Annotated in this window: 19 protein-coding genes; 13 read left to right on the forward strand and 6 right to left on the reverse strand. The window is 72.3% G+C overall.

Annotated features, from left to right (window positions below):
• The first annotated feature begins 104 nt into the window (after positions 1-104).
• The 9 genes from ACGFX4_RS11120 (at position 105) to ACGFX4_RS11160 (ending at position 9356) form a co-directional block, all read left to right on the forward strand.
• Complete coding sequence (locus ACGFX4_RS11120) at positions 105-1058, forward strand: helix-turn-helix domain-containing protein (protein ID WP_393071912.1); 954 nt, start codon at positions 105-107, stop codon at positions 1056-1058.
• Between the two features lie 259 nt (positions 1059-1317).
• Positions 1318-2637 (forward strand): ABC transporter substrate-binding protein, encoded by a 1320-nt coding sequence (locus tag ACGFX4_RS11125; RefSeq protein ID WP_393071914.1) that lies wholly within the window; start codon positions 1318-1320, stop codon positions 2635-2637.
• Between the two features lie 8 nt (positions 2638-2645).
• Positions 2646-3593, forward strand: coding sequence for a carbohydrate ABC transporter permease (locus ACGFX4_RS11130; RefSeq protein ID WP_393071916.1), 948 nt, complete (start codon positions 2646-2648; stop codon positions 3591-3593).
• Positions 3590-4411: a carbohydrate ABC transporter permease gene (locus tag ACGFX4_RS11135; protein ID WP_393071918.1), complete on the forward strand. Its 822-nt coding sequence runs from the start codon at positions 3590-3592 to the stop codon at positions 4409-4411. Before ACGFX4_RS11130 ends, ACGFX4_RS11135 begins: the two co-directional genes overlap by 4 nt.
• Positions 4412-4560: 149 nt before the next feature.
• A complete protein-coding gene (locus ACGFX4_RS11140) occupies positions 4561-4872 on the forward strand; it encodes a hypothetical protein (protein ID WP_393071920.1) in 312 nt (103 codons plus the stop codon).
• Between the two features lie 220 nt (positions 4873-5092).
• Positions 5093-5656: a cupin domain-containing protein gene (locus ACGFX4_RS11145; RefSeq protein ID WP_393071922.1), complete on the forward strand. Its 564-nt coding sequence runs from the start codon at positions 5093-5095 to the stop codon at positions 5654-5656.
• Entirely contained in the window at positions 5649-6425 is a 777-nt protein-coding gene (locus tag ACGFX4_RS11150) for an SDR family NAD(P)-dependent oxidoreductase (RefSeq protein WP_393071924.1), read from the forward strand. The genes ACGFX4_RS11145 and ACGFX4_RS11150 overlap by 8 nt, the downstream gene beginning before the upstream one ends.
• A gap of 250 nt (positions 6426-6675) precedes the next feature.
• On the forward strand, positions 6676-8127 hold the full coding sequence (locus tag ACGFX4_RS11155) for a purine-cytosine permease family protein (RefSeq protein WP_393071926.1): 1452 nt from the start codon (positions 6676-6678) through the stop codon (positions 8125-8127).
• 59 nt (positions 8128-8186) lie between these two features.
• On the forward strand, positions 8187-9356 hold the full coding sequence (locus ACGFX4_RS11160; protein WP_393071928.1) for an agmatine/peptidylarginine deiminase: 1170 nt from the start codon (positions 8187-8189) through the stop codon (positions 9354-9356).
• A gap of 222 nt (positions 9357-9578) precedes the next feature.
• Here the strand turns inward: ACGFX4_RS11160 and ACGFX4_RS11165 are convergent, their stop codons facing one another.
• From ACGFX4_RS11165 to ACGFX4_RS11185, 5 genes are all read right to left on the reverse strand, one after another.
• The gene (locus tag ACGFX4_RS11165; protein WP_393071930.1) at positions 9579-10304 is read right to left on the reverse strand and encodes an anti-sigma factor family protein; all 726 of its coding nucleotides are present in this window, start codon (positions 10302-10304) and stop codon (positions 9579-9581) included.
• Positions 10301-10861: a sigma-70 family RNA polymerase sigma factor gene (locus ACGFX4_RS11170; protein ID WP_393071932.1), complete on the reverse strand. Its 561-nt coding sequence runs from the start codon at positions 10859-10861 to the stop codon at positions 10301-10303. Before ACGFX4_RS11170 ends, ACGFX4_RS11165 begins: the two co-directional genes overlap by 4 nt.
• Positions 10862-10919: 58 nt before the next feature.
• Entirely contained in the window at positions 10920-11906 is a 987-nt protein-coding gene (locus ACGFX4_RS11175; RefSeq protein WP_393071934.1) for a DUF1996 domain-containing protein, read from the reverse strand.
• Between the two features lie 94 nt (positions 11907-12000).
• Entirely contained in the window at positions 12001-12612 is a 612-nt protein-coding gene (locus tag ACGFX4_RS11180; protein ID WP_393071936.1) for a hypothetical protein, read from the reverse strand.
• 588 nt (positions 12613-13200) lie between these two features.
• Entirely contained in the window at positions 13201-13980 is a 780-nt protein-coding gene (locus ACGFX4_RS11185; RefSeq protein ID WP_393071939.1) for a ribonuclease BN, read from the reverse strand.
• A 473-nt stretch (positions 13981-14453) separates the two neighbouring features.
• On the opposite strand from ACGFX4_RS11185, the gene ACGFX4_RS11190 reads away from it, so the two are divergent.
• Both ACGFX4_RS11190 and ACGFX4_RS11195 read left to right on the forward strand, forming a co-directional pair.
• Entirely contained in the window at positions 14454-15710 is a 1257-nt protein-coding gene (locus ACGFX4_RS11190) for an arsenic transporter (RefSeq protein WP_393071985.1), read from the forward strand.
• A gap of 4 nt (positions 15711-15714) precedes the next feature.
• Positions 15715-16209, forward strand: coding sequence for a universal stress protein (locus ACGFX4_RS11195; protein WP_393071941.1), 495 nt, complete (start codon positions 15715-15717; stop codon positions 16207-16209).
• A gap of 66 nt (positions 16210-16275) precedes the next feature.
• Here the strand turns inward: ACGFX4_RS11195 and ACGFX4_RS11200 are convergent, their stop codons facing one another.
• Entirely contained in the window at positions 16276-16713 is a 438-nt protein-coding gene (locus ACGFX4_RS11200; RefSeq protein ID WP_393071943.1) for a helix-turn-helix domain-containing protein, read from the reverse strand.
• A gap of 39 nt (positions 16714-16752) precedes the next feature.
• Between ACGFX4_RS11200 and ACGFX4_RS11205 the strand changes: the two genes are divergently transcribed.
• Together ACGFX4_RS11205 and ACGFX4_RS11210 are read left to right on the forward strand one after the other, a co-directional pair.
• The gene (locus tag ACGFX4_RS11205; RefSeq protein ID WP_393071945.1) at positions 16753-18102 is read left to right on the forward strand and encodes a PHB depolymerase family esterase; all 1350 of its coding nucleotides are present in this window, start codon (positions 16753-16755) and stop codon (positions 18100-18102) included.
• A 244-nt stretch (positions 18103-18346) separates the two neighbouring features.
• The gene (locus ACGFX4_RS11210) at positions 18347-21124 is read left to right on the forward strand and encodes a beta-L-arabinofuranosidase domain-containing protein (protein WP_393071947.1); all 2778 of its coding nucleotides are present in this window, start codon (positions 18347-18349) and stop codon (positions 21122-21124) included.
• Positions 21125-21530 lie beyond the last annotated feature (406 nt).

The following is a 21530-nucleotide window of genomic DNA, read 5'->3' on the forward strand; positions in this document are numbered from 1 at the left end:
GACCCCCGCTCGACGCTCCGCCCGCCCCGGCCGTCCGGGGCGGGCGGATCTACGATGAGCCACGGGCACCGACCGCCGGTGCGACAGGATCGAGGTGGCGACGGGTGCTGCAGGCGCTGGGCGTGTCGGAGCCGGAGGAGGCGCTGTACCGGGTGCTGCTCGGGCGCCCCGAGCAGTCGCTCGCCGAGCTCTCCGCCGCGACCGGCCGGGAGCCGTCCGGGCTGCGCCGCCAACTCCGCGCCCTGGAGGAGCTCGGCCTGATCACCCGTTCGCCGACCCGCCCGGTCCGGTTCCGGGCCGCGTCGCCGGAGCTGGCGATCGAGGTGCTGGCGCTGAACCTCCACCAGAAGGTCGAGCAGGCCCGGCTGGCGGCCGGCGAGCTGACCGCCGTCTGGCAGGCCGCCACCGCCGACCGGGACCAGCCGGTCCAGGTCATCCAGGGCGGCGCGGCCAATGTGCGGCACTTCCTGCAGACCCAGCAGACCACCCAGCGCGAGGTGCTGATCTTCGACCGGCCGCCGTACGTGCTGGAGGGGATCGGCACCCAGGTCGAGGTGCAGCTGGAGCTGATGGCGCGGGGGGTGTCGTACCGGACGGTCTATCACCGGGAGGCGCTGGCCGGGCCGGAGGAGCTGGCCACCGCCCGGCGGCTGAGCCGGCACGGCGAGCAGGGCCGGGTGGTCGACGACCTGCCGCTGAAGATGATGATCGTGGACCGCTCGACCGCCTTGGTGCCGTTCGTCCTGGAGGAGGAGCGGCAGACCCTGGTGCTGCGCAGCTCCCCGCTGCTGGACGGGCTGGTGGCGCTGTTCGAGGCGGTCTGGCAGCGGGCGATGCCGCTGTGGTCGCCCGGGAAGGCGTCGAACGAGCTGAGCGAGGAGGACGTCCAGCTGCTGGGCTTCGCGGCGGCCGGCTGGACGGACGAGATCATCGCGCGCCGGCTCGGGGTGAACCAGCGCACCGTGGAGCGCCGGATGCGGCGGCTGATGGACTCGCTCGGCGCCCGTACCCGCTTCCAGGCCGGCCTCCAGGCGGCCCGCCGGGGCCTGCTCGGCTGACCCTCCCCCGCCGGTCCCGGGCTGTCGGAATCCCGACCGCGCCGGGATTCCGTCGTTTCGCACCCGTCCGTTTCGTCCTAGGCTGAGCCCTCTTCACCCCCTGCGGGACGCCTGCGTTCAACCCGCCCGCCAACCCCGGGAAACGATCCGGTAACACCCCTGGCGAGGCAGATCGTATATCGCATACCTTTACGGCATTCCCGGGAGCCCCGCGCCACCAAGCCGGCTCCCGCCCCACAGTCCGTCTAGGAGTCGCACCATGGCTTCCCTCCGCCGCCGCCTCGCCGCCGCCGCCCTGGCCTCCGCCTTCGTGGCCGCGGCCTCCTCCTGCGCCTCCTCGGGCTCGGGTGGCTCCTCCGAGGCCGGCGGGCGCACGACCGTCAAGTTCTGGTCCATGCCGTTCTGGATCGGGCAGGACACCAAGGTCAAGCAGCTCGTCGACGATTTCAACGCCTCGCAGACCAAGGTCACCGTCGAGTTCACCCAGCTCGAGTGGAAGGACGGCCGCGACAAGATCAAGCAGGCGATCGCCGCCGGCAACGGCCCCGACGTCTGGCTGATGAACAACGGCCTGGAGCTCGACTACCTCAAGGCCGGCGCGCTGGCCCCGCTCGACAAGCTCGGCTACACCGCCAAGGACACCGAGAACTTCCTGCCGCTCGCCAAGATCGACGAGTACAACGGCAAGATGTACGGCGTCCCGCTGTACTTCGACGTCGACGTGATGCTCTACCGCACCGACATCCTCCAGCAGTACGGGTACACCGCCCCGCCGAAGACCTGGGACGAGCTCAAGTCGATGGCGGCCGGCATCACCACCAAGTCGGCCGCGGCCGGCAAGAAGGTCAGCGGCTGGCAGTTCAAGGGCATGGACGACCACCTCAACGCCATCAACTCCACCTGGGAGAGCTTCCTCTGCCAGGCCGGCGGCTCCCTCACCTCCGCGGACTTCAAGACCTCCACCCTGAACTCCGAGGCCGGCAAGACCGCCATGGAGTACATGAAGTCCTTCTACACCGACAAGATCTCCCCCACCGGCACCAGCGCACTGAACGGCTTCATCAGCGGCGACGTCGCGATGTTCCCGTTCTTCCAGTCGGTCATCGCCAACGTCCAGGCCGGCAACGAGAAGACCAAGGACAAGTGGGCCGTCGCCCCGATGCCCACCGGCCCCAAGAGCGGCTGCTCGATGGTCGGCGGCCACAGCCTGGTCGCCCGCGCCGACGGCAAGAACCTCAACGCGGCCGGCACCTTCATGAAGTGGCTGGCCTCCCCCGAGCGCAGCGCCGACTACATGCAGTTCCACGCCATCTTCCCGTACCAGCGCGACAAGGTCGCCCCCGAGATCCAGTCCAAGGTCAACGCCTGGCTGAGCTCCGACCCCAACTGGAACGCCATCTTCGAGCAGCTCGGCCGGAACACCCCCGACCTGGTGCTCCAGGACCGGCATGCCTTCCAGACCCGCTGGGACGCCCAGAAGGCCAACATCGTGGCCGGCGTCAACGGCCAGATGCCGGTCGACAAGGCGCTCAAGACCATCGACGACACCGTCGGCCAGGCCCTGTCCAACGAGAAGTAAGCGAACCCATGACCACCATGACCGAGCTTCAGCCGAAGCCCGGGGCCACCCGCTCCGGCGGCGCGCACACCTCGCGCGCCGCCGGGCGGCGCCGCCGCCGCCGTCCCACCGGGGCGCTGGCCGGCTGGCTGACCGTCGCCCCCGCCCTGCTGGTGATCCTGGCGTTCACCTTCTACCCGATGGTCCAGGCGATGCTGCTGAGCACCGACCACTGGAACCTACTGGGCCCGCGCACCTTCGTCGGCGCCGAGAACTACACCACCATCCTGGGCACCGGCGCCTTCCGCGAGAGCCTGTGGAACACTGCGGTCTTCACCGCGGTCACCATGGCGGGCACCTACGTCCTGGCCCTCGCCACCGCGATCGCCGCCAACCGCGAGATGCGCTCCGCCCGCCTGGTGCGCACCATCACCGTGCTCCCGGCCGTCATCCCGATGGTGGTCGCCGGCCTGGTCTGGAAGTGGCTCTACGAGCCCGACCACGGCCTGGTCAACTCCCTCGCCGCACTGGTCGGTTCGGACGGTGCCCGGTGGCTCTTCGACAATCACCTTGCACTGCCCGCGGTCGCCGTGGTGTCGATCTGGAAAGAGTTCGGCATCTACGCGCTGATCCTGCTCGGCGGGCTCCAGCGCATCCCCGACGAGATCTACGAGGCGGCCACCATCGACCGGGCCGGCCCCTGGCGGCAGTTCCGTTCGATCACACTGCCGATGCTCCGCCCGGCCTCCGCCGCCGTCTTCCTGCTCCTGCTGTTCAACTCCTTCAAGGTCTTCGACCAGGTCTGGGTGATGACCGAGGGCGGGCCGGGCAACGCCACCCTCACCGTGGTCACCTTCATCTACACCAAGCTGCTGTCCGACGTCGGCGTGGCCGCCGCCGCCTCGGTGGTGCTGTTCGCCATCCTGCTGATCGTCACCCTGATCCGCATGCGTCTCACCTCCAAGGAGGAGTCATGAAGCGCCCCGCCGGCCGGTTCGGCTCCGCCGCCTGGCTGACCGCGGTCTCCGTCTTCGCCGGACTCCCCGTCCTGTGGATGGTGCTGACCTCCTTCCAGACCATGGACCAGCTGCTCGGCACCGGACACGAGCTGATTCCCTCCAGCCTGACCGTGGACGCCTACCGGGAGGTCACCACCCGCTTCCCGTTCGGCCAATGGTTCCTCAACTCGGTGCTGGTGTCCGGTGCCGTGGTGGCGGGCAACCTGGTCTTCGACACGCTCGCCGCGTACGGGCTCAGCCGGGTCCGGTTCCGGGGCCAGAAGGCCGTGTTCACCCTGATCCTGGCCACCCTGATGATCCCCACCCAGGTCATCCTGGTCCCGCTCTACCTGACCATGCGCGACCTCGGCTGGGTCGACACCTACTGGGCCCTGATCATCCCCTTCCTGGCCAGCCCGACCGGCATCTTCCTGCTCCGCCAGCACTTCGTCACCCTCCCCGTGCAGCTGGACGAGGCCGCCTCGATCGACGGCGCCGGACGGCTGCGCACCCTGGTCAGCATCCTGCTGCCGAACTCCTGGGCCGCGCTCGGCACCGTCGCCGTGCTCAAGTTCATGTGGACCTGGGGCGAGTTCGCCTGGCCCTCCCTGGTCACCAACAACGAACTCCTGCGCACCCTCCCCGTCGGCCTCGCCCGCTTCCAGAACCAGTTCAACCCCCGCTGGGACCTGCTGATGGCCGGCTCCGTGCTCGCCGCGATCCCCGTCGTCCTCGGCTTCGTCCTCCTCCAGCGCTTCTTCGTCCGCGGCCTCACCGGCGGCGCCGTCAAGGAGTGACCCACCCCGAGCGTCCACCGACGCGGGCCGGCACCCCTCGGGATGCCGGCCCGCGCGGCGCGAACCCGGGGGCCGCCGCAGACCTCCGCGCGACGGGTGGAATGATCACGCTCGCGCCCGGCGCGGGTCCGGCGCACAGGAGTGAGACCGTGAAGCTCTACCTCGCCGTACCCCTGGCCATCGTCGCCCTGCTCACCGCCGCCTCCGGCATCGCGGCGCTCAGCCGCGGCTGGCTGCTGCCCTCCTATCGTCGCCACGTCCGACGACCCCGCCTCTACGGATGGGGCCAGTTGGTGGTGGCGTTCGCGCTGAGCTGGCAGGTGGTCTTCCTGCTGGCGGTCGGCACCAGCAGCCGGGAGTGGGCGACCATGACCGGCAGCGGGTTCATGCTGGTGGGGCTGCTCCTGCTCCTCGCGGGCCAGCGCCCCGGCCGGAACCGGTCGGACGACAGCGCACGTTGATCCGGCGGACGCGCGGTGGCGGCCCGAGCGGGTGATCAACCCTTCAGCGACGGGAAGTCCGACTCCCCGTACTCGCCCCGCTCCGCCCCAGGCAGGCCTCGCCGCGTCGGCGCCATCCGGGTGATCGTGGCCCGGCGGCGCCGCGCGGTGCCGGGCGCCGGGCTCGGCGCCGCGTAGCGTCCGCTGTGGCAGGGCGGCGCGGGAACGGAGGGCCGAGGGCGTGAGGAGCTCCCGGGCCGGCTCGGCGGCCGAGCCGTCCCCCGCGGACCGGATCGCCGCCGCGTACGGCCTGGTACCGCTGCCGGTGGAGGGCGGCCGGTTCCGCCGCACCTGGGCGGGCCCGGCGGACGCGGACGGGCGACCGGCCGGTTCGGTGATCCTGGCGCTTCTCACCTCCGCACCCGGCGACTTCTCCGCCATGCACCGGCTCCCCGTCGACGAGGTGTGGCACTTCTACCGCGGCGACCCGCTGGAGGTCCTCCTGCTCGGCCCGGACGGTGCGGGCCGGTGCGTGGTCCTGGGCGGCCCGGCGGAGGCCCCCGCCGTGCAGCTGGTCGTGCCGGCCGGGACGTGGATGGGCGCCAGGGTCGCCCCGGGCGGCACCTGGTCGCTGTTCGGCACCAGCATGGCCCCCGGGTTCACTCCGGCCTTCTACCAGGGCGGCCGTGCGGAGGAGTTGGCTCTCCGCTATCCCCGGCATGCGCCGCTCGTACGGGCGTTGTGCCGTCCGGACGCGCCCACGACGATGCCGGTCGGCCCGGCCGACGGGGGTGTCGATGGGTGACGTCGGCGGGCCGGTCTTCCCCGGGATCGCGGGCAAGGTGGCCCTGGTCCTCGGCTCCGGCGGCGGTATCGGTGCGGCCGTGGCCGAGCGCTTCGCCGCCGCGGGTGCCGAGGTCGTGCTCCACGCCCGCAGCAGCACCGCCGCCACCGATGCGGCGGCGGCCCGGATCGCGGCAGCGGGCGGGGCCGCGCTGCCGGTCGCGGCGGACCTGTCCGACCCGTCCGCCGGGGACCGGGTGGTGGGCGCGGCGATCGCCTGGCGGGGCCGACTGGACGTCCTGGTCAACGCCGCGGGCATCCAACCCGTGAAGCCGCTGGCGGAGTTGACCGACGGGGACTGGCGCGCCGTGCTGGACACCGATCTGGGTGCCGCCGTCCGGTGCACCGCGGCGGCGGCCCGGGTGATGCTGCCCGGGGCGTCCGTCGTCCACATCGCCTCGATCGAGGGCAGCCAGCCCGCGGCCGGTCATGCCCACTACTGCGCGGCCAAGGCTGCCCTGATCATGTTCGCCCGTTCGGCTGCCCTGGAGCTGGGCCCGAAGGGCCTGCGGATCAACACCGTCTCCCCGGGACTGATCTCCCGTCAGGACCTCGCCGAGGCCTGGCCGGAGGGCGTCCGTCGCTGGCAGGCCGCCGCACCGCTGGGCCGGCTCGGCACGCCCCGGGACGTCGCGGACGCCTGCCTCTTCCTCGCTTCCCCGTTCGCCTCCTGGATCACCGGCCACGACCTGGTCGTGGACGGCGGTGTGAGCTCCCACCCGACCTGGTGAGCCGCCGCGGCTCCGGCCGACGCGCAGATCCTGCCCCATCCCACCTGCGCCGACAAGCCTCAGGCTGAATATTTCATCAGGATTCACGCGTCTAACCTCCCATCCCTCCTGGTCAAGATTGTTCCTCTGTCGGAGATCTTGACTGACTTTTAAGTCAGTCCCTAGGGTCGGCGCAGCTCGGCCAGCTCTGAGCGACCAGACACGCAATCAAGGGGCGGCACACGCACGCCCGGCAACTCAGGAGGGCCGCATGGTGGCAGTCGCCTCGCAGGCAGAGGACTCCGCACGACCCGTGGGCATCGAACAGCACTCGATCGACTGGGTGCCGCTGGAGGAGCGCCACGGCAAGCCGTCGAGCATGGGCGCCATCTGGTTCGTCGGCAGCCTGAACCTCACCGGACTCGCCACCGGGGTGGTGACGCTCTCGATGGGGGCCTCGCTGCTGTGGACCGTGGTCGCGACCGTCCTCGGCTCCCTCTTCGGCACCTTCTTCATGGCCTTCCACTCGGCCCAGGGACCGCAGCTTGGTCTTCCCCAACTGGTCCAGTCACGGCCGCAGTTCGGCTACCTCGGGGCCGCCGTGACGGTGTGGGTGTTCGCGCTGGTCAACTACGTGGCCTTCAACACCTCCGACGCCCTGCTCTCCGGGCAGGCCATGAACACCCTCGCCGGTGTCCCCAACTGGGCCGGGTACCTGATCGCCGCCCTGGTCGCGGCGGTGATCGCCCTGTTCGGCTACGACTGGATCCACCGGCTCAACCGGTGGCTCACCTGGCCGTTCGTCGCGGTCACCGCGGCGGTCACCGCGGCGGCCCTGTTCGGCGGGGGCCTGCCGGCCGGCGTGTGGCAGGCCGGGCCGTTCGAACTCGCCCCGTTCATGCTGGTGTTCGTCTTCGTCGCCGGCTTCCAGCTGGGCTGGGCACCGTACGTCTCCGACTACTCGCGCTACCTGCGGCCCGACGTCTCCGTCCGCAGCACCTTCTGGTGGACGTACCTGCCGAGCGCCGTCTCCGGGATCTGGGTGTTCGTCCTCGGCGCCGTGGTCTCCGCCGCCGCGCCCGCCGGCACCGACCCGGTCTCCGCACTGAAGCTGGCCGCCGACCGGCTGTTCAGCGGGTTCGGCACGGTCGCGGTCGTGGTGCTGCTGGTCGGGCTGCTCTCCATCATGGCGATCAACCAGTACGGCGGCAGTCTCACCATGATCTCGATCATGGACTCGTTCCGGCCGGTCACCCCGACCCGGACCATCCGGGTGGCGACCATCGCCGTCATGCTGGTCGCGGTCGGCACGGTCTCCACCCTCGTCGGGATCGACCGCTTCAACTGGTTCTTCGCCAACGTCGTGGTCGTGCTGACGTACCTGTTCATCCCGTGGACGGCCATCAACCTGGTCGACTTCTTCTTCGTCCGGCGCGGCCAGTACGTCGTCCGGGAGATCTTCAACCCGTCCGGCATCTACGGCCGGTGGGGCTGGCGCGGGAACCTCGCGTACGCGATCGGCCTGGCCTGCATGGCGCCGTTCATGGTGATCACCGGGCTCTTCGTCGGACCCGTCGCGGACCTCCTCGGCGGCGTCGACTACTCGATCTTCGTCGGCCTGCCGGTGGCCGGCGCCGTCTACTGGGCCTTCGCCCGGAGCCTCGACCTGGCGGCCGAGCGCGAACTGGTCCGGGAAGAGGGACTGCTGACGGAACTCCACTGATCCCGTACGCCCGTCCCACCCCCGCACGAACCCCGACGATCCACGAGAAGGAGCTGCACATGAGCACGGAGCACGACGTCACCACGGGGATCAGCCGCAGGACCCTGCTGGCCCGGACCGGTGCGGTCGCCGCCGCCCTGGCCGTGGGCCCGGTCCTCGGCGGCATCCGGCCGGCCCGGGCCGCCACCGGCTGGCGCGTCCCCGGGGAGGAGACGCTGCACACCCGGACCTGGATGGCCTGGCCGTCCAGCTACACGATCTGGGGCAACGTCCTGACGAAGATCCAGGCCGACATCGCCAAGCTGGCCAAGGAGATCGCCAAGTACGAACCGGTGATCATGTGCGCGGACGGCTCCTCGGCCGCCTCGCAGGCCCGCAGCGCGTGCGGGTCCACCGTCACGGTGATCAGCTCGATCCCGGTGTCGGACTGCTGGATGCGCGACACCGGCCCGCTCTTCCGGACCGACGGCGCGGGCGGCCTGGACGCCTTCGGCCTCAACTTCAACGCCTGGGGCGAGAACGCCACCACCTTCTACGGGCTCCCCTACTCCGCCTACGACAAGGACCGCACGGTCGCCCAGAAGGTCGCCGCCTACGCGGCCGTCCCGTTCGCCAAGGCATCGGTGGTCGGCGAGGGCGGCGGCGTGGAGTGCGACGGCGACGGCACCCTGATGGCGACCGAGAGCTGCTGGGTGAACAGCAACCGCAACCCGGGCAAGACGAAGGCCCAGATCGAGGCGGAGCTGCTGGCCCGTTTCGGCGCCTCGAAGATGATCTGGCTGCCCGGCGTCACCGGACAGGACGTCACCGACGGCCACATCGACGGCACCGCCCGCTTCGTCCGGCCGGGCGTGGTGATGGTGCAGCTGGCCGGCGCCGTCCGGCCTGACGTCTGGACCACCAACGCCCAGGCCATCCACGACGTGCTGGTGAACGCCACCGACGCCAAGGGCCGGGCGCTGCAGGTCATCGCCATCGAGGGCCCCGACACCCTGCCGCGGATCTCGCAGGGCAAGCAGGCACAGTTCCTCAGCTCGTACATGAACTGGGCCGTCACCAACCGCGCCGTCATCACGGTGCAGTTCGGTGACACCGCCAAGGACGCGGCGGCCAAGTCGGCCATCGAGGCAGCCTTCGGCCGGCCCTGTGTCCAGCTCAACCTCGACAACCTCTACGGCAACGGCGGCGGTGGCGCCCACTGCGTCACCATGCAGGAGCCCAGCCGCTGACCCGCGCCGAGGGCAACGCCCGGGGCACCGCGACGCCGTGGCGTCGCGGTGCCCCGGCACGCGATCCGCGCGGTGACGGGCGCTCCGCCCGGCCGACGAGGGCCACGGGCCCCCTCGGTCGTGTCACTCGCTGCCGTGAGATCCGACGTCGGGCGATAAATATGCGGACCCGGGCCACCACCCGACGGTGGCGGCCCGGATCACCCCACGACCTGCGGCCTGCTACACCGGGACGGTGACGAAGGTCTTCCCGGCCTCGTTCACCACCGACACCGAGGTGACATCACCCGGGTCCACGAGGGCGGAGCCGTCCAGGGTGGCGCCGGTCCTCGCGCCCGCGGGCGAGACCAGCCAGCTGCCCGCGTCCGCCTTCGCACCGCTGCGGCCGTTGACCACCAGGTGGCAGCGCTCGCCCGCCGCAATGCCGGTCACCGCCGCGTTCACCCGTACCCAGCCCATCGCCGGAGTGAGCGTCAGGGTCATCCGGGCGCCGGTGGAGGGGTCGGTCACCGACGCCGTCCTGGTCCCGGCCGGCGGCGGGGACGCGCTGGTCGCCGAGGGCGCGGGACCGACCGCGACCGGCGGCGGCGCGGGCGCCGTACTGCGGCCCAGCGACAGCCCTACGGCCAGCACCGCCGCGGCCGCGGCCACCGCGCCGACCCCGAGCCACGCCCGGCGCCGTACCAGCTCCGAACCCCGCTCGCGGCGGGCCTGCCGCAGCGTGCGCTGCAGCAGCAGATCGCCGCCCTCCGGCGGCCCGTCCAGCAGGAACTCCGGCGGGACCTCGCCCAGGGCGCCCTCCAGCTCGCGCAACTCCGCCACCTCCAGCCGGCAGGGCGCGCAGCCGGACAGGTGCCGCTCGACCTCCGCCACCTCCGTCGGCTCCAGCACGCCCAGGACGTAGGCGCCGACCAGCCCCGCGCTCGGATCGTGCTGCTCCGTGCTCATACCGCCACCTCCTTCAGGCCGCCCGTCCCACCGGCGTACGACGTCTTCAGCGCCCGCAGCGCGTAGTGCACCCGGGACTTGACCGTGCCCGGCGGTATGCCCAGCTGGGCGGCGGCCTCGGCGACCGACAGCCGCTGGAAGTAGATCGACCGCAGTACCTCGCGGTGCTCCGGCGAGAGCTGCTCCAGCGCCTGCGTCATCACCAGCGCCTCCACCACGCCGTCCGCGTGGTCGCGCTCCACCGGGACGGTGGCGATCTCCTCCGACACCTCGGCCACCTCGGCCGGTCGGGCCGCCCTGGCCCGGAAGCGGTCGGTGATGAGGTTGCGCTCCACCGTCAGCAGCCAGCCGCGCACCGAGCCCTTGGCCTCGGTCAGCGCCTCGGGGTTGCGCCAGGCGCGGATCAGGGTCTCCTGCACCGCGTCCTCGGCGGCCGCCCGGTCGCCGGTGAGCCGGATGGCGTACGCGAGCAGCGCACCACCGTGTTGCTCGTAGAGCGTCCGGATCAGCGCCTCGTCGGCCGCGTCACGCCGAGCACCGGCTCGTGTTCTCGCCATCCGCCCATTCCTCCGTTGTCAGGTACCGGAAGCAGCACGTACGACGCGGCCGTCCGGTTCAACCGTTCTCCCGGCAATCTCGGGCGCCGTTGAGACAGGCCGCCACGGCGGCCGCCCGGGCCTCCGTCATCAGGCCGATGAACACCCCGTGGTCGGTGCGCGGGCTGTGGTGCTGCTCGGGGAAGGCGTCCAGGGCGAACGCCCCGGGCGGCGGGGGCCGGTAGCCGACGGTCACCCGCAGGTGCGGGATCGGGAAGGTGCCGTGCGGGCAGACGCCGGAGGCCACGGGGTGGAGCACGTGCGAGCGGTGGTCGCGGCTGTCGGTGGAGCGCCCGTCCCAGCAGTTGGGGAAGTCCAGGGTGCGGGTGAGCAGGCTGCCGGCCGGGCAGAGCGGGTAGCGGTCGGTGGTGCGGCCCGGGAAGCCGGTGCAGCCCCAGCGGGCGCGGGCGTCCGCTCCGCCGTCGGTGGCCGCGGTCGGGTCGCCCTCCAGCAGCCGCAGGAAGCGCGGCATCGGCACCACCTTGCTCCACGGGTTGCCGAGGTACTCGACGGTGACCCGCTCGGGCGTCAGGATCTCGCCGAGCGGGCCGTGTTCCTCGTCGTGCCCGGCGTCGCCCCCGGAGCGGTCGGTGCGGCGCAGCACCGGCCAGTAGTAGCTGGAGAGGTCCCCTCCGGTGCAGCTGGTCCCCGCGGCGGCGAGGCTCCGGTCGGTGGAGAGCGCGTCGGTGGAGAGGTTGCCGACGTAGTCGTGGACGTGGTGGGCGCCGCCGACGTTGCCCGGCGAGATCACCACGTTGTCCGCGTTGCGGTGCCCCTGCTCGTTGTGCCCGCAGTCCTCGGTGTACGTGCCGGTGGACGCGTCCGGACCGACGGCCCGGGACGCGGCGTCGACGGGCACGTCGCCGATCGCGACGAAGTCGGACGGGGCGGCGGGAGCCGGCCACAGGCGCACCGCGAGCAGCGACAGGCCGAGCACGAGGCAGAGCAGGACGCCGATCGCCGTACCCGCGCTCCCCGGCGGACGGTGACGGTGTCCCTGGTGCACCGCAGCAGTCTGTCCGGTCGGCCACCGGCCGGACAAGGCGGCACCGGTCCGCCCTGTCCCGACGGCCGGTCAGAGCCGCGGCGCACGACGGTGGTCAGTATCCGTACGAGGTGCCGCCGGTCGGCTGGCCCTGGGCCGGGGCGGTCTGCGCCGGGGCGGCCTGCGCCTTCTTGCCCGTGGGTGCGCTGGCGAACCAGGTCCCGCCGACGCCCTGGCCGTTGGTCTGGCCGGGCGCGCTGTCGCCGGCGAAGCGGTACAGCGGCCAGCCGCCCAGGGTCAGCTGCTTGGTCCCGTCGGGCCGGGTGACGGTGCCGACCAGCGCCGAGTCCACGCCGGTGACGGCCACCTTGTCCTGGGCCGGGACCGGCGGCCACTTCGCCGCGCAGGCGTCGGTGCAGGTGCTCGCCGAGGGCTTGGCGGTGTCCTTGTCGAAGCGGTACAGGGTGCGGCCGGCGGCGTCCGTCACGATCGGGCCGAGGCTCGCAGAGGTGGCCGCGAGCAGCTTGCTGCCCTCGGCGGCGCCGGGGGCAGCGGTGGCGGGCGCGGAGGACGCGGAGGACGCGGAGGACGCGGGGGCGGCGGCGGCCGGGGCGGCGGCGGGCGCGCCGTAGCCGGAACCGCCGCCGCTGCAGGCGGTCGCGGTGAGCAGCAGGGCGGCGAGGCCGGAGACAGCGAGCAGACGGTGGTGGCGAATGGTCTTGGGCATGGCGAACTCCCCCTGTTGGCAGGCGTGTTGGTCTCGGAAGCGTCGTGCTGACGCGTGCACCCCCAACACGGACGTCGGCCCGGAACGGTTCAATGTCGGCGAAAAATTCTTCTGCCCGGGCGGTCGTGCTCAGCCTGCGCTTCCGGGGCTGGCGCGCCAGAGGCGTACGGCGCCCGTGCCGGTGCGGCCCCGGGCCGGCAGGGTGACGCGCGGGGCGGACTCGTCGGCGTACGCGCCGCCGCGCGCGCGGGGGTGCGGGCGCGGCCGCGGCCGTCCGGTCTCCCGGTGGTGGCCGCGGCCGTGCGCAGCAGCGGGACGACGAGGTCGGCGCCGAACACCGGCCGGATCCGGGCGCGCTTGCACGCGTTGACGAACCGTACGGCGCCGGCGACGGTGTCCCGGCCGGTCGGCGCGAGTGCGTCCGGGCGCTGTTCGGCGGCGCGCTCGACGAGCCGATCCGGGAGCGAGGGCCCCGCCTCCCGAGCCCCACGATAGAGCTTTTCGAACGTTCAAGTGAACGCCATTGTTCGAACAGCGTCCGGCTTCACCTGCGCGGATGAATCGAATACACGGCGTCGCGGCACCGCGTCAGCTCTGCTCGTCGTCGATGCGGACAGGCCGGCGATCCGGCCGGACGAACCGGCCGACGAGCGCGCCGCCGTACACGGTGTACCCGACGCCGATGAGCCAGGACTGCACCACCAGGATGGTGCCGACGGCTCCGTACGAGACCGCGTTGGACACGATGAGCGGCGCGAAGACCAGCTCGGAGAAGAACCGCAGGCCGGCGAAGGCCGCCACCGTCGCGACCGCGCCGGGCAGCAGGCGCAGCCACGCGACTCGCGATCCGAGGAGGAGGTGCTGCAGCCACCAGAAGTAGAGCAGCCCGCCGCACGCGCCCACCACGATGCGCGAACCCGCCGAGGACGTGGCGCTGTGCCAGGGCAGACCGCGCCAGGTGCTCAGAAGGATCAGCGCGATCAGTCCCGCCAGGCCGAGCACCTGGCGCCAGAGCGCGTGCCAGGGGCCGGCCGGCAGGTGCCAGATCCGCTCGTAGGTGTTCTGAACGGCGGCCATCAGCGAGATCCCGAAGGCCGCGAGGCCGGCCAGGCCGAGCGCCGTGGTGGTGCTCAGGACGGCGCTGCGGGAGGCGAAGAGCTCGTTCACGGCGTCAGCCGGGCCGCCCGACACGCCGAGGCCCTCGGTGATCCAGTCCGCGACCCCGCTGCCGCGGGCCGGCAGCGCCGCCCCGATCACGACCAGCAGCGGCACCAGCGTGACGAAGAACAGGGTGGCGAACGCCATCGCCCGGTGCAGCAGTTCGAGCTCCCGACCGGACCGCCACAGCCTCCCGGCGCCCTGCCCCACCTGCCGACCCAGTGTCCCGACACGAGCGACGATCCGTCCTGCAGCCACAGACCCAGTCTGCCCCCACGGACGGGTCTCCCCGCGGCACGAATCGCGCGCACCGAGCGACCACCGAGCGGCCCCCTCGGATCCTCCGACCGAACCGTCCACCCCCACCCGACATCGTCACCACCGATCACGAGAGGCACTGCCCATGTTCGACCGCAGCGGAGCACGGAGCACCGGGGCCGGACGGCCGAGCTCCGCCACCGGCGGCACAGCGCTCACCCCGGGCTCCGCCGGCGGCATCACCGCGGCGTTTCCGGCCGACCACACGTGACTCCGCCACACCCGCCGACCCCGGCCGCCTCACACGGCATGACGAGGGAGCGGGGGCGGGCGAGCAGCAGCAGAGCGGCCGTCGATTCCGTCCCGCACCGTGGGGTCTGGTTCGATGTGGGACTGATCGTTGCACGTCGAGAAGGGATCGGGCCCTGAGTACGTCGTTCGCCGAGGCGCTGTCCGTCGGCCTGCTGGTGGTGGTGCTGGTCTGCGCGGTGGTGCGCCCGTTCGGCTGGCCGGAGGCGGTGGTCGCGGTACCGGCAGCGGGGCTGGTGATCGGCACCGGCGCGATCTCCCTCGACCACGCCGCCGAGGAGGTGGCGCGGCTCGGCCCGGTGATCGGTTTCCTGGCGGCCGTCCTGGTCCTCGCCCAACTCTGTGACGACGAGGGCCTGTTCCACGCCTGCGGGGCGTGGATGGCCCGGACCTCGGCGGGCCGGCCCGGGCGGCTGCTGGTGCAGGTGTTCGCCGCCGCCTCGGTGATCACGGCGGTGCTGAGCCTGGACGCCACCGTGGTGCTGCTGACCCCGGTGGTGTTCGCCACGGCGGCACGCCTCGGGGCCCGTCCGAAGCCGCACGTCTACGCCTGCACCCACCTCTCCAACACCGCGTCCCTGCTGCTGCCGGTCTCGAACCTGACCAACCTCCTGGCCTTGGCGGCCAGCGGGCTGAGCTTCACCCGCTTCGCGGCACTGATGGCCTTGCCCTGGGTGGTGGCGATCGGCGTCGAGTACGCGGTCTTCCGGCGCTTCTTCGCCGCCGACCTGGACGCGGGCGCCACCGCGGAGAGTGCCGCGGCGGAACCGGAGATGCCGCTGTTCGCGCTGCTGACGATCGCGGGCACCCTGGCGGGCTTCGTCCTCACCTCGGTCGTCGGGATCGACCCGGCCTGGGCCGCGCTGGCCGGCGCGCTGGTGCTCGGCACCCGGGCGCTGGCCCGGCGCCGCACCACCCCCCGGGCCGTCCTGCGCTCGACCAGCGTGCCGTTCCTGGCGTTCGTCCTGGCACTCGGCGTGGTCGTCCGGGCGGTCGTCGACAACGGCCTCGCGGACGCGCTCGGCGACCTGGTGCCGACCGGCCACGGCCTGGCGGCGCTGCTCGGCATCGCCGCACTGGCCGCCGTCCTCGCGAACGTCATCAACAACCTGCCCGCCACCCTCGTGCTGCTCCCCCTCACCGCGCCGGCCGGACCCGGGGCGGTCCTGGCCGTGCTGCTCGGCGTCAACATCGGCCCCAACCTCACGTACGCGGGCTCGCTCGCCACCCTGCTGTGGCGGCGCATCGTCCACGCGCACGACAGCGAGGTCAACCTCGGGGAGTTCACCCGGCTCGGTCTGCTGACCGTGCCTGCTTCCCTGGTCCTGGCGGTGGTGGCACTCTGGGGATCACTTCACGCATTCGGAGTGTGACGCCGTGACAGTCGTCGTGTGGATCACCGAGGGCACCTGGCCGACCTGTGTCGACGCGGCCCGCACCCGTGTCCCGGCGGGCGCGGAGGTCGTCCTGCTGTACGTCGCGGGCGCGGAGGTCGCGGGCGCGGCGCACGGGGCGTTCGCCGGCCTGCTCGGCCGCGGCCACCCCGCCCCCCACCACCCCGCCCCCCACCACCCGGGTGCCGGCTGGGGCAGCGACCCCGGCGACCGGATGGAGGAGCTCGCGTCCGCCACCGGCGAGGACCTGCTGCGGGCCGCCGCCGAACGCCTGGGCCGGCCCTGCACGGTCCGGGTGGCGCACGGCCGACCCGAACGGGAGGTGGTCGCCGCCGCGGACGGCGCCGACCTGCTCGTGCTCGCCCGCGACGGCTCCCGCACCCACCGCGGACCGCACAGCCTCGGCCCGGCCACCCGCTACGTGGTCGACCACGCCCCCTGCCCCGTACTCCTGCTCTGGCCCGACCCGGCACCGTGACGGGATCCGGTTCCGACTCCGCCGCTCCGGTTCCCGCGGGTCGGAACCCCGCGGCTGCCGCCGCAGTCACCCGCTCGGGAACGGATGCCGGTGGCCGTACGACCGCGAGGTCCACGGCAGCTGTGTTGCCTGATTCACGACTTGGCTGTTCAGGCCGGTGCAGATGCCGCGTGGGGAGGCTCCGAGGTCGCGGCGGCATGCCTTGTTGAACGCCTGGAGGTCGGGAATTCCGACCGGCGCCGCGATGGCGGGGACGGACAGGGCGGTTGTCTGCAGGAAGTAGCGGGCCCGCTCCCTCCGTCGAGCGCGGAGGCAGCCGCCGACGGTGGTCCCGGCGACGGCCTGGTCGGTCAGCGGCGCGACGGCAAGCTCCCAGGGAATTGTGCCCGGGCCGGCCCGGTTGGCCGCGCCGTGCGGCAGGTGGCTGACCGGTACCGGCCACGGCGGGCTCGTTGACGCGGCGTGTGCCCGACCCGAGCATGGGTGCGCGGCGCGCCGGAACACACTTCACGCTCACAGCACTCCTGGACGGAGAGGTCATCCATGTTCCGATCCCGCTCCCTGCGGTCCCGCCTCGTGGGCGCGGCCGCCGCCGTCGGCCTCACGCTGGGCCTGGGTCTGCAGGCCGCCCCTCGGGCCGACGCCGCCTCGTTGACCCAGATCACGGACTTCGGCACCAACCCGACCGGCCTGGCCATGCACCTGTACGTGCCGGGCAGCGTCAGGGCCGACCCCCCGATCCTGCTGGCCCTGCACGGGTGCCAGGGCTCAGGGCCCTACCTGTACTCGAGCCAGGACTTCGCGTCGCTGGCGGACCGGTACGGGTTCCTCGTCATCTACCCCTCGACGAACCCGAGCGGTAGCTGCTGGGACGTCTCCTCCGACCAGGCGTTGACCCGCAACGGCGGCAGTGACCCGGTCGGGCTGATGTCGATGGTCACCTATGCGGAGCAGCACTACGGCGGCAACCCCGACGCGGTGTACGTCACCGGGCAGTCCTCGGGCGCGATGATGACGAACGTCATGCTCGCCGACTACCCCGACGTGTTCAAGGCGGGCGCGGCGTTCATGGGAGTGCCCTACCACTGCTTCCGCACCGGCACCGTACGCGGCTGGAACTCGGCCTGCGCCCAGGGCCAGGTCAGCGCGACCCCGCAGCAGTGGGGCGGCCTGGTGCGCAGCACGGCGTACCCCGGCTACACCGGTCCGCGTCCGCGCGTGCAGGTGTGGCACGGGACCACCGACACCGTCCTGAGCCACAACAACCTCGGTGAAGAGATCAAGCAGTGGACCGACGTCCTCGGCGTGAGCCGGACCCCGTCGGCCACGGACACCCCGGCGTCCGGCTGGACCCGTACCCGGTACAACAACAGCGCCGGCGCCACCCAGGTCGAGGCGTACAGCCTCGCCGGTCTCGGGCACGAACTGCCGGTCAAGGGTTCCACGATGGCCGCCACCGCCATCCACTTCATGGGCCTGGACGCCGTGCCCTCCGGCGGTGGTACGACCGGCCCGCTGCGCGCGGTGGACGCGGGCAAGTGCCTGACCGGTTCCGACACCGCGCCGGGTTCGCAGCAGCAGATCCGCGCCTGCAACGGCGGTGCGAGCCAGACCTGGACCCGGACGTCGTCGAACCAGCTGACCGTGACCGTGGGCGGTAGCACGCTGTGCCTGGACGCCAACGCGCACGGCACCGCCAACGGCACCAAGGCGATCGTCTGGGCCTGCAACGGCCAGGCCAACCAGCAGTGGCTGCTGAACCCGAACGGCACCGTCACCGGCGTGCAGTCGGGGCTCTGCCTGGACGTGGCCGGTCTGGCCACCGCCGACGGCACGCCCGTCCAGCTGTGGACCTGCAGCGGCGGCCGGAACCAGCAGTGGAAGCTTGGCTGACGGACTTTTTGTTAACGCTCACAGATTAGGGCGGCGAGCGGGGCGCCCGTTCCGTCGCACCCCTGGACGCGACCGAGGCGCCGGGATATAACCGTGGCAACGTCGAGAGCGCGGCAGACCGCCTTCGACGCCACCCCCACCGCTCGCCGCCACCATCCGGCCCGCCGCCCTCCGTGCAGCATTTTGTTAGCGCTAACAGTCCATCCGCCGGCCTCCTCCCCACCCGGAAGGAACAGATCCCGCGATGTCGTCCGCTCCCCTGAACCGCCGCAGCCTGCTCAAGGCCACCGGCGCACTGGCCCTCGCACCGGCCACCGGCGCACTGGCCCTCGCACCGGCCGTCGGCCTCGGCCTCGCACCGGCCGTCGGCCTCGGCCTCGCACCGGCCGCCGCCGAGGCCACCGAGGCCACCGAGGCCACCGAGGCCGTCGGCACCTCGGCCCAGCCGTTCGACCTCGGCCAGGTCCGGCTCTCCGCCGGCCGGTTACGCGACAACCAGGACCGCACCCTGGCGTACCTGCGCTTCGTCGACGTCGACCGGCTGCTCCACAACTTCCGCGCGAACCACCGGCTGTCCACCAACGCCGCGGCAGCGAACGGCGGTTGGGACGCCCCCGCGTTCCCGTTCCGCACCCACGTGCAGGGCCACTTCCTCAGCGCCTGGGCCCAGGCCTACGCGGCGACGGGCGACACCGCCTGCCGCGACAAGGCCGCCCGCATGGTGGCCGAGCTCGCCAAGTGCCAGGCCAACAACGCCGTCCCGGGATTCTCCGCCGGCTACCTCTCGGGCTTTCCGGAGGGCGACTTCACCCAGCTCGAGGCCGGCTCGCTGACGAACGGCAACGTCCCCTACTACTGCGTCCACAAGACCATGGCCGGACTGCTCGACGTGTGGCGACTGCTGGGCAGCGCCCAGGCCCGGGACGTCCTGCTGGCCCTGGCCGGCTGGGTCGACCAGCGCACCGGCCGCCTCACCCGGAGCCAGATGCAGGCGCTCCTGGGCACCGAGTTCGGCGGCATGAACGCGGTCCTGGCCGACCTCCACCTGCAGACCGGGGACGCCCGCTGGCTGACCGTCGCCCAACGTTTCGACCACGCGGCCGTGTTCGACCCGCTGGCCGCGGGCCAGGACCGGCTGGACGGCCTGCACGCCAACACCCAGGTGCCCAAGTGGATCGGCGCCGTCCGCGAGTACCGGGCCACCGGGACGGCGCGCTACCACGACATCGCCACCCAGGCGTGGACGATCTGCACCGGCAGACACAGCTACGCCATCGGCGGGAACAGCCAGGCCGAGCACTTCCGCGCCCCCGACGCGATCGCCTCCCAGCTGACCAACGACAACTGCGAGCTCTGCAACTCGTACAACATGCTCGAACTCACCCGTGAGCTATGGCAGTTGGACCCCACCCAGGCCGCCTACTTCGACTTCTACGAGCGCACCCTGCTCAACCACGTCGTCGGCGCACAGAACCCGGCCGACCCGCACGGGCACATCACCTACTTCACCCCGCTCAGGCCCGGCGGCCGCCGGGGCGTGGGACCGGCCTGGGGCGGCGGCACCTGGAGCACCGACTACGACACGTTCTGGTGCTGCCAGGGCACCGGAATGGAGTCCAACACCAAGCTGGCGGACTCCGTCTACTTCCGCGACGGCACCACCCTGACCGTCAACCTCTTCGTACCCACGGTCCTCACCTGGGCCGAGCGCGGCCTGACGATCACCCAGACCACCGCGTACCCGGCGGAGGACACCACCACGCTCACGGTCACCGGCAGCGCCGGCGACACCTGGTCGATGCGCATCCGCATCCCCTCCTGGACGTCCGGCGCCACCGTCAGCGTCAACGGCACGGTGCAGAGCATCGCCACGGCACCCGGCAGCTACGCCACCCTCACCCGCGCCTGGGCCTCCGGCGACACGGTGACCGTCAAGCTGCCCATGCGCATCGCGCTACGGGCCGCCAACGACGATCCGGACGTCGCCGCGGTCACGTACGGCCCGGTCGTGCTGTGCGGCAACTACGGCGGCACCGCCGTCTCCGCGCTCCCGGTCCTCGACCCGGCGTCGATCACCCGGACCGGCAGCACGGGCCTCGTCTTCACCGCGACCGCCGACGGCTCGCCCGTGAGCCTCGGCCCGTTCCACGACGCGCAGGGCTTCAACTACACCGTCTACTGGAACACCAGGAGCGGCGGATTCCGCCTGGTCAACGCCGGCAGCGGACTCGTGCTCGGCATCCAGGACATGTCCACCGCGGACGGCGGGCCCGCCCTCCAGTGGGGCGACAGCGGCACCGCCGACCACGACTGGGGACTGGTGGTGGACGGCACCGCGCTGCGCCTGCGCAACGCCAACAGCGGCAAGGTCCTGGGCGTGCGGAACATGTCCACCGCCGACGGCGCCCCGGTGATCCAGTGGGGCGACAACGGCACCGCCGACCACCGGTGGACCGTCGTCGGGACCGCCGACGGCTCGCACGGCCTGCGCAATGCCAACAGCGGCAAGCTCCTCGGCATCGCCGGCGCCTCCACCGCCCCGGGCGCCTTCGCCGTGCAGGCCCCGGACAGCGGCTCGCCCGCCAGCCGGTGGTGGTTCGTCCCGACCGGCACCTGGCGCATCCGGAACGTGGGCAGCGGGCTGCTTCTCGGCGTGCAGACCATGTCGACCGCCGACGGCGCCCCGGTGATCCAGTGGGGCGACAACGGCACCGCGGACCACCTGTGGACCGCGGTGGTGGACACCGAAGGCCATCTGCGACTCAGGAACTCCAACAGCGGCAAGGTCCTCGCCGTGGAGGGCGGCGGCACGGCCAACGGCTCCCGGGTCGTCCAGTGGGCCGACAACGGCGCCGCCGACCACCGCTGGCGCCTGCGGCACGGCGGCGGTGACACGTTCCGCATCCAGTCCGCCGTCAGCGGCCGTGTCCTCGGCGTCTCCGCCGCCTCCACCGCCCAGGGCGCCCAGGTCGTCCTGTGGGACGACAGCGGCACCACCGACCACCTCTGGCGCTTCGTCTGACCGGGCCGTCGAAACCCGGCGGCCCTGGAGTCCGGCAGCGCCTCCGAAACTTTCGACGGCCACCTGTCGCACGTTTCGACTCTTCCTGAACCAAGCCAGAGAATACGGTCGGCCCTTGCGCCCAACCCCTCGCAAGAAAAGCCTTCTGCCTGCAGTTTCCCTGGAGGCGGCCGACCCGAAACTCATCGAATCTGTCGGAGCTCCGGTCGAAAGTGTTGACATGCCACCAACCACAGCCCAACACTGTCGCCGTCGGCAATTCGCCAACCGGCTTCGGGCGCCGAGGTGTTGAGGAAACGTCACCTCCGTGTCCGGCCGCAGCGACGCCGACCGGACCGGCCGCTCCCCTCGCGACCAGCGGCCGCGTCGGACGCACCCCGTCTCACCACCCCACCCATCGGCAGGA

Origin of the sequence: Kitasatospora sp. NPDC048365, from assembly GCF_043200835.1 — a bacterium.
GTDB classification, from domain to species: Bacteria; Actinomycetota; Actinomycetes; order Streptomycetales; family Streptomycetaceae; genus Kitasatospora; species Kitasatospora terrestris.